Annotated in this window: 13 protein-coding genes; 8 read left to right on the forward strand and 5 right to left on the reverse strand. The window is 31.3% G+C overall.

Going from position 1 to position 11,181, the window contains the following annotated elements:
- Window positions 1-80: 80 nt before the first annotated feature.
- Window positions 81-1,154, reverse strand: coding sequence for a peptide chain release factor 1 (prfA, locus tag B3L86_RS08275; protein ID WP_188363106.1), 1,074 nt, complete (start codon window positions 1,152-1,154; stop codon window positions 81-83).
- A 107-nt stretch (window positions 1,155-1,261) separates the two neighbouring features.
- On the opposite strand from prfA, the gene B3L86_RS08280 reads away from it, so the two are divergent.
- From B3L86_RS08280 to B3L86_RS08290, 3 genes are all read left to right on the forward strand, one after another.
- On the forward strand, window positions 1,262-1,741 hold the full coding sequence (locus B3L86_RS08280) for a DUF6265 family protein (protein ID WP_291117539.1): 480 nt from the start codon (window positions 1,262-1,264) through the stop codon (window positions 1,739-1,741).
- 196 nt (window positions 1,742-1,937) lie between these two features.
- Window positions 1,938-2,555: a hypothetical protein gene (locus B3L86_RS08285; protein ID WP_291117542.1), complete on the forward strand. Its 618-nt coding sequence runs from the start codon at window positions 1,938-1,940 to the stop codon at window positions 2,553-2,555.
- A gap of 388 nt (window positions 2,556-2,943) precedes the next feature.
- Window positions 2,944-3,585, forward strand: a complete 642-nt coding sequence (locus tag B3L86_RS08290) for a hypothetical protein (RefSeq protein WP_291117544.1) — start codon at window positions 2,944-2,946, stop codon at window positions 3,583-3,585.
- Window positions 3,586-3,773: 188 nt separating this feature from the next.
- Here the strand turns inward: B3L86_RS08290 and B3L86_RS08295 are convergent, their stop codons facing one another.
- Together B3L86_RS08295 and B3L86_RS08300 are read right to left on the reverse strand one after the other, a co-directional pair.
- The gene (locus tag B3L86_RS08295) at window positions 3,774-5,237 is read right to left on the reverse strand and encodes an aminoacyl-histidine dipeptidase (protein WP_291117547.1); all 1,464 of its coding nucleotides are present in this window, start codon (window positions 5,235-5,237) and stop codon (window positions 3,774-3,776) included.
- A 132-nt stretch (window positions 5,238-5,369) separates the two neighbouring features.
- On the reverse strand, window positions 5,370-5,627 hold the full coding sequence (locus B3L86_RS08300; protein ID WP_188363101.1) for a (2Fe-2S) ferredoxin domain-containing protein: 258 nt from the start codon (window positions 5,625-5,627) through the stop codon (window positions 5,370-5,372).
- Between the two features lie 136 nt (window positions 5,628-5,763).
- Here B3L86_RS08300 and B3L86_RS08305 point away from each other — a divergent pair, with 136 nt between their 5' ends.
- The 3 genes from B3L86_RS08305 (at window position 5,764) to B3L86_RS08315 (ending at window position 8,405) form a co-directional block, all read left to right on the forward strand.
- Window positions 5,764-6,837, forward strand: coding sequence for a DUF3810 domain-containing protein (locus B3L86_RS08305; RefSeq protein WP_349679485.1), 1,074 nt, complete (start codon window positions 5,764-5,766; stop codon window positions 6,835-6,837).
- A 415-nt stretch (window positions 6,838-7,252) separates the two neighbouring features.
- Complete coding sequence (locus B3L86_RS08310; protein ID WP_188363098.1) at window positions 7,253-7,747, forward strand: RNA polymerase sigma factor; 495 nt, start codon at window positions 7,253-7,255, stop codon at window positions 7,745-7,747.
- Window positions 7,748-7,751: 4 nt separating this feature from the next.
- Entirely contained in the window at window positions 7,752-8,405 is a 654-nt protein-coding gene (locus tag B3L86_RS08315; RefSeq protein ID WP_291117554.1) for a hypothetical protein, read from the forward strand.
- Here the strand turns inward: B3L86_RS08315 and B3L86_RS08320 are convergent.
- On the reverse strand, window positions 8,402-9,205 hold the full coding sequence (locus B3L86_RS08320) for a lysophospholipid acyltransferase family protein (RefSeq protein ID WP_291117556.1): 804 nt from the start codon (window positions 9,203-9,205) through the stop codon (window positions 8,402-8,404). The two genes, B3L86_RS08315 and B3L86_RS08320, sit on opposite strands and share 4 nt — an antisense overlap.
- An 81-nt stretch (window positions 9,206-9,286) precedes the next feature.
- Window positions 9,287-9,925, reverse strand: a complete 639-nt coding sequence (locus tag B3L86_RS08325; RefSeq protein ID WP_291117559.1) for an NUDIX hydrolase — start codon at window positions 9,923-9,925, stop codon at window positions 9,287-9,289.
- On the opposite strand from B3L86_RS08325, the gene B3L86_RS08330 reads away from it, so the two are divergent.
- Complete coding sequence (locus B3L86_RS08330; RefSeq protein WP_188363094.1) at window positions 9,914-10,615, forward strand: peptidylprolyl isomerase; 702 nt, start codon at window positions 9,914-9,916, stop codon at window positions 10,613-10,615. The genes B3L86_RS08325 and B3L86_RS08330 overlap by 12 nt on opposite strands.
- Window positions 10,615-11,058 carry a DUF4268 domain-containing protein gene (locus tag B3L86_RS08335; protein WP_291117564.1) on the forward strand — a complete coding sequence of 148 codons (444 nt, stop codon included), beginning with the start codon at window positions 10,615-10,617 and terminating at the stop codon, window positions 11,056-11,058. Before B3L86_RS08330 ends, B3L86_RS08335 begins: the two co-directional genes overlap by 1 nt.
- Window positions 11,059-11,181 lie beyond the last annotated feature (123 nt).

Here is an 11,181-nt window from a genome sequence, read left to right on the forward strand (position 1 = left end):
AAATAGTAAACTTTTGATGAAAGTTTAATAGAATAAAAAACCGTCTCAAAATTGTAGTATTGAGACGGCTTCTTTTTTATTTAAAATACTTCCGATTCTTTTAATTTTTCGGTGTTGCTCACTAATTGCAACTCTTCGATCATCTTCTGAATATTTCCGTTCATAAATCCGTCTAAGTCAAAAATACTCAACCCAATTCGGTGATCGGTAATTCTTCCTTGAGCATAATTGTATGTTCTGATTTTTGCTGAACGGTCGCCACTACTCACTTGCGAAGTACGTTTGGTTGCATCTTCCGCTTGCTTTTTAGCCAATTCCATTTCATACAAACGCGAACGCAAAACCGTTAATGCTTTATCTTTATTTTTGTGTTGCGATTTTTCATCCTGACATTGAGCCACCAATCCGGTTGGAATGTGCGTCATCCGTACAGCCGACTTTGTCGTATTCACCGATTGACCTCCTGGACCTGACGAACAGAAATAATCAATACGAACATCATTCATGTCAATTTGAACGTCGAACTCTTCCGCTTCCGGTAAAACCATTACAGTTGCTGCAGACGTGTGAACTCGACCTTGTGTTTCCGTTTGCGGAACACGTTGCACACGATGAACGCCTGCCTCAAACTTTAATGTTCCGTAAACATCTTCTCCGGTTACTTCAAAAATAACCTCTTTAAAACCTCCGGCAGTTCCTTCGTTCATGTCTACTAAAGAAGTTCTCCAACCACGACCTTCGCAGTATTTGGTGTACATCCTGTATAAATCTCCGGCAAAAATAGACGCTTCATCCCCACCCGTTCCGGCACGAATTTCAACCATCACATTTTTGGCATCTTCGGGATCTTTTGGAATCAACATAAACTTGATTTCTTCTTCCAATTGTGGCATACGTTCTTTGGCATCATCCAATTCCATTTTGGCCATTTCAACCATTTCAGCATCCGAACCATCGGCAATAATTTCGTTGGCTTCTTCAATGCTTTGTGTCAAACGGATGTATTCTTCACGCTTATCCACAAGACCTTTTAAGGTTTTATATTCTTGGTTCAATTGCACATAACGCTTCTGATCGGCAATCACATCAGGCTGAATAATCAAATCTGATATCTCGTCGAAACGTTGTTTTACATATTGTAATCTGTCTAACATAGTTGTAGTACTCTATTTTGGAGTGCAAAAGTACGACATTTTGTTTCAAGTTTCAAGTTTCTCATTTCAATGTTTTGTTGTAGTATTGTTTAATAAAATCTTTGATTATGAAAAATTGTCTTTTACTATTATCGTTAGTTACTTTTCTCTCAATTACTTCATGTCAAAAAGACTATTCTACAAAAGAGGTCGACTGGTTAATTGGCACTTGGGAAAACAAAACAGAAGATGGAACTTTTACAGAAACATGGTTTAAAACCAATAACGAAACCAAAGAAGGACTCAAATACGATCGGTTAGAAGCAAAAAGTACCTTTATAAAAAATGGTGACACTTTGTTTCAAGAAGAAGTAATTCTCTTTAAAATGGATAAATGGATTTATTCTGTGATGGCTTCCAATCAAAACGATGGAAAAGCGACTCTTTTTACTGCTACAACTATAAACAATAACGAAATGGTTTTTGAAAACCCTGAACACGATTTTCCAAAAAAAATCACGTATAAATTAGTAAACAAAGATAGTTTGTATGCGGAAATTAGTGGTAATGGGAAGAGTCAAGGGTTTCCGTTTAAGAAAGTGAATTGATAAAATAGCCACTGATTCGCTGATTTTTTTCATCTTTGAATTAGTGGGTTTTTTGTTTGGGTTGAGAAAGTTGAAAGTAATTTTTTTATATTTGGAAGACAAAACTGAATTTTATTAGCCTTATTCCTATTATTGAGATAATTCAAATTTTTATCAGACATTCAAACAAGTTATAAAATATTTTAAAAAAAATCATATGATTATTGGATTGCGAAAATTCGGAAAAACAAAGGAATTAGATGGTCAATTTATAAAAACAATATTTATTATTATTGGAATTCCATTAATACCTGTACATAGTGTATTCTATATTAACGAATTAAATCAAATTGACATAGGTATTAATTTAAAAAGTATGTTTAAAACATATTTTTCTTGGTTATCGCTATTAGTAGCTCTAATATTTATTTTTGGAGCATTTTTTAGTAACATTTTTCCATTATCATCTCTAATTTCAATATTGATTGGTGTTACTTTGGCAATAATTTCATTTTATTTTTTCTATTATTTCGAAAAAAACAGTTCTGAAAATGAAAACGAATTACGAAAATTATATCAAAATGCAATTGGAATGAATGCATTACCAGAATATTTTAGCCCTAAAGAAGCTGAAAATTTCCAAAAAGAACTTTTAATGACTTTAAAAGATAAATTTCAATTAAAAGATTGGAAAGGAGCCATAAGAAACAATGAGTATAATATTCAACAATTACCACTATTATTTGTTATTTCCGGATTTGAAAATAGAATAAATAATTCAAAAATAAATCAAGATTTATATATTAAATTACTTACTGAATATAATAAGCATTAAACAACATTGGTTCAAAACTATTGATTGGTAATTATATATTCGAAAATTTTTAGTTTGTTTTATAATTTCACCGCCGATTTTAAGACCAGAACCTTTAAAAGACCTTTACTTCTACTCCCCCTTTTAAATCATAAAACCAAAAAAATCCCGACTCTCATCGGGATTTCATCTTTGTTCTACTTTCTATCTTCTTATTTCTTCTCCGGAATATTCTCCAAAATCTCCAACACAAATTTCCGATATTTTTATACCGATGAAATCAAGATATTTAATAGTGTACTATTTAAAAGTAAAAGATTTTTTTATATTTGATAACTAAAAAAATTATCTGGAAGTTTATTTCAAAAAAACTTAATCACATTTACAAATCTGCAGTGAATCAATAGTAATGTTTAAAGTATCCAGTGAAACAAAAGATTTTTACAACCTAAACAAAAAAAAATTTAAAAATTTGTATTTTGTTTTTTGTATTATCTCTTCATTTTGGTTCTTCATTATCTTACTTTACATTTCGTCAAGTAACTTTGGTTTACTATTTAGTTTATTATTATCACTATTTGGGTTGATCTTTTCTTATATTTTATTACCAATTTTATTTTTTTTTGAATATTTTTTTTCATTTTGGAAAGAAAGAAAAAACACAGAGTTAATCACATCACAGGTGCCTTTTGATAAGTTGGACACTATTGGCTTTCATAAGAGAAAAGTTTTGAAAAGCACAAAAGAAATTAAAAAATTTATTTTAACCGCCGAAAAAGATGGCTTTACTTTAATGTTTTATCCCAAAAGTAGAAATATTGCTGTTTTTGAAATTTTTTGTTTTATGGATAAATATCCAAAGTGGGGAGAAGTTCTAGAATTCAGATCTAAAGGTTTTAGATTAGATTATGGATCAATTTCAAAAGAAATCAATATAAAAAAAGAAAAATTATCTATTCAACAATTAGATTCTATTTTAAGAGAAATGATAATGTTAATAAAGATTAAACATCATACTCCTTTAAGTATTAATGAGGAAGGAGAATATTAAATATAATTAAGAGTAAAACTGAATAAAAGACATAAAAAATAAAGTAACCAGTAAGCAGCAGCATCAATAATAATTTGCTTTTTAATTAAACAAAAGTGTTTACAATATCTATAACTACTTAGTATTTAAAAAAACAAAAAAATCCCAACTCTCATCGGGATTTCCTTTATATTCTATTTTCTATAATTCTAATTCTTCTCCGGAATATTCTCCAAAATCTCCAACACAAATTTCCAATATTTTTGTGCAGATGAAATCGAAGCTCTTTCATCAGGAGAGTGAGCTCCGTGAATGGTTGGTCCAAACGAAATCATATCCATATTTGGGTAATTCGTTCCTAAAATTCCACATTCTAAGCCGGCGTGACAAGCCACAACATTTGGTTTTGCACCATTTTGTTTTTCGTAAATATTCACTAAAACGTCAAGAATTGGTGAGTTCACATTTGGTGTCCAACCCGGATAGCTTCCGCCAAAGGTCACTTCGCAACCCATTAATTCAAACGCAGAACGCAACGCATTCGCCAAATCAAATTTGGAAGTTTCTACAGAAGAACGGGTTAAACATTGAACAGTTATTGTTCCATCTTTTACTGTTACTTTGGCAATATTGTTTGAAGTTTCAACCAAATCTTCCATGTCGGCACTCATTCGGTAAACGCCGTTATGAGCCGCATAAATCGCACGAATTAATCCTTCTTGAATGCCTAAATCCATTACTTTTTCCGGTAATTCGGTTTCTGTAATTTCAATGATTAAATTTGGTTCAGTGGTTTTAAATTCTGTTTTAATATTATCGATTAAATTCTGTAAATCCAATTGAAATGCACCTTCATAAATAGCCGAAATAATCACTTTTGCCACACTCTCTCTCGGAATGGCGTTACGTAAACTTCCACCGTTAATTTCAGCAATTTGTAAACCAAAATTTTCAAAACCATCAAATAACAAACGGTTCATAATTTTGTTGGCATTTCCCAATCCTTTGTGAATATCCATTCCGGAATGGCCGCCTTTTAAACCTTTTACGGTAATGATAAAAGCTAACGAATTTTCGGGAGTTGGTTCTTCTTCGTATGATCTTGTAGCAGTTACATCTACTCCACCCGCACAACCGATGTCGATTTCATCGTCTTCTTCTGTATCTAAATTCAAGAGAATTTCTCCGTTTAACAAACCGCCTTTCAAACCCATTGCTCCGGTCATTCCGGTTTCTTCATCAATGGTAAAAAGAGCTTCAATTGCCGGATGCGGAATGTCTTTACTTTCTAAAACCGCCATAATGGTTGCTACTCCCAAACCGTTGTCGGCTCCAAGCGTAGTTCCTTTGGCACGAACCCAATCGCCATCCACATACATTTCGATTCCTTGCGTATCAAAGTCGAACGTAGTGTCGTTATTTTTTTGATGCACCATATCTAAATGCGATTGCATCACAATGGTTTTTCTATTTTCTAATCCTGCAGTTGCCGGTTTTTTGATGATGACGTTTCCGACTGCATCTTTACTAGTTTCTAAGCCTAATTGCTTTCCGAAATCCATCATAAAAGCAATCACTAGTTCTTCTTTTTTGGAAGGTCGTGGAACAGCGTTTAAGTCGGCAAATTTATTCCAAAGTGCTTTGGGTTCTAGGTTTCTGATTTCTTGATTCATTTCTTTTTAAGGTTCTAAGTTTCTGAGGTACTAAGGCTCTAAGGTTTTTTAGTGGCACAAAGTTACAAAGAAATTGAACCAATAAAAGAATTGGGAAATGTAAAGTTTTTATAAAATAAGGAAAAATAAAATTTAAGCGATATGCTTTTCAAAGAGTTTTTTAGCATCCTTAGTCGATACTTTGCCTACACATTCATTTTTGTGAATACACAAAACCGGAGCTTGTTTGCACATGCCTTGGCATTTCATTTTTTCAAAGGCAACCTTTTCTTTCAAGCCATTGTCTTTGACTAAGTCTTTCAGACAATCTTTGATTTCTTTGTTGTATTTACAGCATTTTTTGCCGTCGCAGAAATAAATTACTTTTTCAGCTTTTTTTGCTTTTCCCATGATTGAAAAATGATGCTACAAATGTAAAATATTATTCTTATTTATTCTAAATAAAGAAGTTAATTTTATTAAAATTCTCCCAAACCATTTACCGATTACCAATTACCCATCACCTTTTCATATATTTGAACCAACAATGATTCAAAAAAAATACATACTTCCACTATTCCTTTTGATACAAATTGTTGTATTAAAAATCGCTTCTTTATTTCCGAAGTTTATCGAAGAATATTACAGTAAAGGAATCTATCCTGTTATCTCAAAAATTTCGAGAACTACTTTCGGATTTACGTCTATTTCCATTGGAGACATTATTTACGGTATCGTTTTGCTTTTGGTTTTCAGATGGTTTTGGAGAGTGCGAAAAACGTGGAAGATTGCTTGGAAAAATAATGTATTGAAGATTCTCGGTTTTGCTTCAGTATTTTATTTTCTGTTTCATTTGTTGTGGGCAACCAATTACCATCGCATTCCGATGTATGAAAAACTGGAAATTGACAAAGAATATTCAACTGAAGAATTAGAAGCTTTTACGATAAAATTGATTGAAAAAACGAATGACATTCACATACAAATTACACAAAATGATTCGATTAAAGTGGTTGTTCCCTACTCTACTGAAGAAATTTTTGATTTGAGTGTAAAAAGTTATGCTTCGGTTGAAAAAGAATTTTCTTTTCTATTGTATGAAAAGCCAAGCATCAAACCATCATTAATTAGTATTCCATTGAGCTATATGGGATTTGGCGGCTATCTGAATCCATTTACGAATGAAGCTCAAGTGAATGATTGTTTGCCAAAATATAATTTTCCTACCACCACGTTGCACGAAATGGCTCATCAAATTGGGTATGCCAGCGAAAGCGAAGCCAATTTCATCGGATTTTTAGCTTCCATAAAAAGTGATAATATCTATTTTCAATATTCCGGTTATAGTTTTGCTGTGAAACATTGTCTGCGAAATTTAGAACGCATTGAAGAAGGCAGCAGTGAAAAATTTCTACCTTTAATCAATTCGGGAATCATCAAAAACTTTGAAGAAAGCAAACAATTTCACGAAGAATACAAAACCTTTTTAGAACCGATTTTCAAAACCTTTTACGACAATTTTTTGAAACTCAATAAACAAAAAGACGGTTTGGAAGGCTATAGCAAATTTGTGGGATTGATGATTGGGTTGGAAAGAAAGTATGGAGTAATGAATTATTAGCTAGAAATTGAGATAATTTACTGCCTACTCCCAACTATTGACTTCCAACTTAAACTACATCTACCACAAAAAACGTCTCGTTTTTCTTTTTAAAAAATCTGATAATCAATAGTCCCTAAAGTCTAAACAAATGTAATTGTAAATCCAATTGATCAACACAACCATTATATTTAAAAACCGATGAGAAAAAGAAATAAAATTATTGAGTAATAGTGACTCTGAGATTTTCTATTATTAAAGATAAGAAGATATAGAATTGATTTATTTTAAAAAAAACAAGATTTTTTTGGAATTTGCTTCTAGTAGAAAACATAGAAAACACATAAATAGTATTTTGATTCAGTTAGGACAAAAAGTTACAAAACAAAAAAGCTTTATCTTGTAACAAATTTTACCATCCGACTACTAACACAACATGAGCAATTCACTGGAGCAATCTTTTGTTAAGCAATTAAAGGAAAATCAGAACATTATTCACAAGATTTGTCGTTTGTACACATCGGGTGAAGATGCTCACAATGATTTGTTCCAAGAAATTACGATTCAGTTATGGAAAGCGTTTCCGAAGTTTCGTGGCGACTCGAAATTTTCGACTTGGGCCTATCGGGTCGCTCTAAACACTGCAATTACTTTATATAGAAAAAGTACGCGATCAATTGCTACAATTGAATTTGAAACCACAAGACACTTTATTAAACAAGAAGATTACAACTTTGAAGAAGAAGAACAAATCAAACTTTTATATAAAGCCGTTCATCAATTAAATGATATTGAAAAAGCATTGGTTTTTATGTATTTAGAAGATAAAGATTATGAAGAGATATCGGAAACTTTAGGAATTAGTGAAGTGAATGCACGAGTAAAAATGAACAGAATTAAAGGAAAATTAAAAAAAATATTAAATCCGTAAGATTATGATGGAGGAATTGGATTTATTGAAAAAAGATTGGAAAAAAAGCGAGACTAATTTCCAACAAAAAACAGAAGGTGATATTTATGGAATGCTTCAACAAAAATCAACTTCTATTGTGAAGTGGATATTTTATATAAGTTTAATTGAACTAAGTTTAGGAATACTGCTTAGTTTGATGTTGTCTTTTACAAAATATGACAAAGACAACGTTGAGTTTATAAAGGAAATTGGAGCTTATTCCTATTATGTAGCAATTTCAATTATTTTGTATGCTGTTGTACTCTATTTTATCTATAAATTTTACAGCATGTTTAAAAAGATTGCGGTTGATGATAACACAAAAAAATTAATGTCAACAATTCTTAAAACTCGAAAAGTAGTAAAACAATATATTGCCTTCAATTTAAGTGCTTTTGCTTTTATTTTTATTGCAGCGGGATCTTATGGCTTTTACAAAGGCTACAGCACAGGTATTGCTACAAATGGTGAATTAACTAAAATACCAATGGAGGTTACAATTTTTGGAATTATTATATTGATTGTTGTAACAGCAGTACTTACATGTATTTTTTGGCTTATTTATAAATTAATTTATGGTTGGCTTTTAAAACGGTTATATGTAAATTATGAAGAATTGAAAAAAATTGATTTTTAATATTCCCACATTCGTTTTTTATTTAATTCTTTTTGTTCCTCTAATACTTCAATAGGAATTACTTTTAGCAAAGAAGCATGTTGTTCAATGGCAAATTCTATTTTTTCAACGATTTCTTCAACACTCTCGTTATCATAATCAATTTGCAAGGGCTCTTTGATAACCATAGATTGTAGAATTCCTTTCTTTTTAATCCGAAGTCCTTTTCTATCAAATGAACGACGGAATCCATCAATTACAATAGGCACAACAATCGGCTTGTGTTGCTTTATAATATGAGCAGTTCCTTTTCTAACAGGTTTAAATGAACGTGTTGTGCCTTGAGGAAATGTAATAACCCATCCATCTTCAAGAGCTAATTTTATATTCTCAGTATCGTTAGGATTCACCTCTCTTTGAACATCTTTTCCTTTTGCTCGCCAGGTTCTTTCCACTGTAATAGCTCCTGCATAGGCTAAAATCCTTGGCAATAAACCTTCTTTCATGGTCTCACTGGCAGCCACATAATAAATATTTAACTTTGGTTGCCACAAATAACCAACATTCTTAATTGAATCTTGTCTTCCGCTTAAACTTGCATTAAATACATGAAACATAGCAACAACATCCGCAAAGTACGTTTGATGATTTGATATGAATAAAACATTAGTTTCGGGTAATTCTTTTATAATTTCAGATCCTTCAATATGAAGTTCATTAAAACCTCTATATCGTTGATGTGTCATAACACCAAAAACGCGGATTAACCATTTTTTTAAAAAGAGTAAATGTCCAAAAGGATTTCTTTTGAATAATGCCATAGGATTTAGATTGAAAATCAATTAGCGAAATTACAAAAACAAAAATTAAATTTTCAACTAAAAAGATAGTAAAATATCGTATTACAAAACCTTTTTAATCGTTTCCTTCAACTCACTCAACATCATAGCAGTTGCACCCCAAACAATATGCTCTTTTACTAAAAAAGCAGGAACATCAATTGCAATTGCATAAGAAGTTTTCAATCTTCGGGTGACAATGATATTCTCATCCAAAAAATCTTTTAAAGGAAATTCAATAATTCCGGCCACTTCATCTTCTTGTAATACAAACTCTAAATTAGTTTGAGAAATTCCCAAAAATGGAGAAACTAAAAAATTACTGGGCGGAATATAAATTTCTGTAAAGGCTCTTACCACTTCAATTTGATGTTTCTTTACGCCAATTTCTTCTTCAGTTTCTCTTAATGCAGTCTCTTGCAAGTCTTTATCAAAAACCTCTACCTTCCCCCCGGGAAAAGCAATTTGAGAAGAATGAACTCCCGGATAAGAATTTCTAACAATCAAAACCAAATGTGTTTCATTGCCTTTCGGATAAAACAGCATCATAACGGCAGCTCTCTTCGGCTCATTCTTTTCCAAAGTTAACTTTTCTAAAATATCCATTCTCCCAATTGGAGCCATTTTTGCATGAGCAATGGTAGCAGGAAGATTTTCTTTTGCTATTTTTGGTATAAATTTTAAAAAGTTATGAAAATCCACCTTTTAATCCTTTTTGCTATTATTTTTTTAATTAGTTCATGCGATAATAAGACTAAAGATAAGTCAGAAAAAAATAACGAACAAATTATTACAAAAATTGAAGACACAATTTCAGTTAACAAACCAAAATTTGATTTGGAAACCATCGTCTTATCAGATGAAAATGTAGTTGAATTTTTAACTTGGTATGGCAACAAAAATCCAGAAAACAAAGTTCTTATTGAAACAAAATTTGGAAATATAGAAGTAGAATTGTTTGAAGAAACAAAATTACATCGAGCTAATTTTATTTACTTGGTAAAAAAAGAATATTTTAACACAACGTTTTTTCATAGAGTTGTAAAAGGATTTATTATTCAAGGCGGTAGTTCCGACGAAAGTATTACAAAAAAAGAACGGAAAGCAATTGGAAGATATCTAATTCCAGCCGAATTCAATAAAAAGCACAAACACCATTATGGAGCTTTAGCTGCAGCAAGAAGTTGGGATGATAATCCTGAAAAAATGAGCACTCCATTTGAATTCTATTTCATTCAAAACAAAAACGGTTCCTATCACTTAGATGGCGAACATACTGTTTTTGGTAAAATTACAAAAGGCCATGAAGTGATGGATATCATCGCTAATCAAGAAACAGATGAAGGTGAATTTCCATTGTTAAACATTTTAATAAAAGTTTCAATAATCTAATGTACAGTAAAGAAGAAGCACAAAAAATTAAACGTGAATTTTGGATCAAATTCGCAGAAGAATATCCCAGAAAATGGCTGTTATACAATACTAAAATCAAAGATTTTACTTTTAAATTTCATGTAGATAACAAAAAAGCAATGGTTTCATTAGACATCGAATCAAAAGATGATGATCTACGCAACATCTATTTTGAAAAAATAGAATCATTAAAAACCATCCTTATCGAAGAATATCTTGAAGATGTAATTTTTGAAAAAAACTACCAATTAGAAAACGGAAAAACTATTAGTAGAATTTGGGTTGAAATTAAAAATATCAGCATTAACAACAAGTCAAGTTGGCCCATAATTTTCTCATTCTTTACAGAAAAAATGGAACCCTTTGAACACTTCTTTTATGAATATGAAGACTACATTAAAGACTTAGAGTTAAATACTTAAATTTTAAGTTGTCTTACCCCTTCGTGAATTTCGGATAGAACTATCCGCTACAAGTCATTATAGCGTCCTAAAAAAAACAAAAAACCCCTCATCGATATATGAAGGGTTTTAAAAAGAAGGCGG

This window comes from Flavobacterium sp. UBA6135, assembly GCF_002428305.1.
In the GTDB taxonomy this organism is placed as follows: domain Bacteria; phylum Bacteroidota; class Bacteroidia; order Flavobacteriales; family Flavobacteriaceae; genus Flavobacterium.

Bases quoted from the DNA above. Each gene is read 5' to 3' on its own strand.
- B3L86_RS08295 (WP_291117547.1), bottom strand. From the start codon at position 5,237: ATGAATCAAGAAATCAGAAACCTAGAACCCAAAGCACTTTGGAATAAA.
- B3L86_RS08310 (WP_188363098.1), top strand. From the start codon at position 7,253: ATGAGCAATTCACTGGAGCAATCTTTTGTTAAGCAATTAAAGGAAAAT.
- B3L86_RS08335 (WP_291117564.1), top strand. From the start codon at position 10,615: ATGTACAGTAAAGAAGAAGCACAAAAAATTAAACGTGAATTTTGGATC.
- prfA (WP_188363106.1), bottom strand. From the start codon at position 1,154: ATGTTAGACAGATTACAATATGTAAAACAACGTTTCGACGAGATATCA.
- B3L86_RS08330 (WP_188363094.1), top strand. From the start codon at position 9,914: ATGAAAATCCACCTTTTAATCCTTTTTGCTATTATTTTTTTAATTAGT.
- B3L86_RS08285 (WP_291117542.1), top strand. From the start codon at position 1,938: ATGATTATTGGATTGCGAAAATTCGGAAAAACAAAGGAATTAGATGGT.
- B3L86_RS08280 (WP_291117539.1), top strand. From the start codon at position 1,262: ATGAAAAATTGTCTTTTACTATTATCGTTAGTTACTTTTCTCTCAATT.
- B3L86_RS08315 (WP_291117554.1), top strand. From the start codon at position 7,752: ATGATGGAGGAATTGGATTTATTGAAAAAAGATTGGAAAAAAAGCGAG.
- B3L86_RS08305 (WP_349679485.1), top strand. From the start codon at position 5,764: ATGATTCAAAAAAAATACATACTTCCACTATTCCTTTTGATACAAATT.
- B3L86_RS08320 (WP_291117556.1), bottom strand. From the start codon at position 9,205: ATGGCATTATTCAAAAGAAATCCTTTTGGACATTTACTCTTTTTAAAA.
- B3L86_RS08290 (WP_291117544.1), top strand. From the start codon at position 2,944: ATGTTTAAAGTATCCAGTGAAACAAAAGATTTTTACAACCTAAACAAA.
- B3L86_RS08300 (WP_188363101.1), bottom strand. From the start codon at position 5,627: ATGGGAAAAGCAAAAAAAGCTGAAAAAGTAATTTATTTCTGCGACGGC.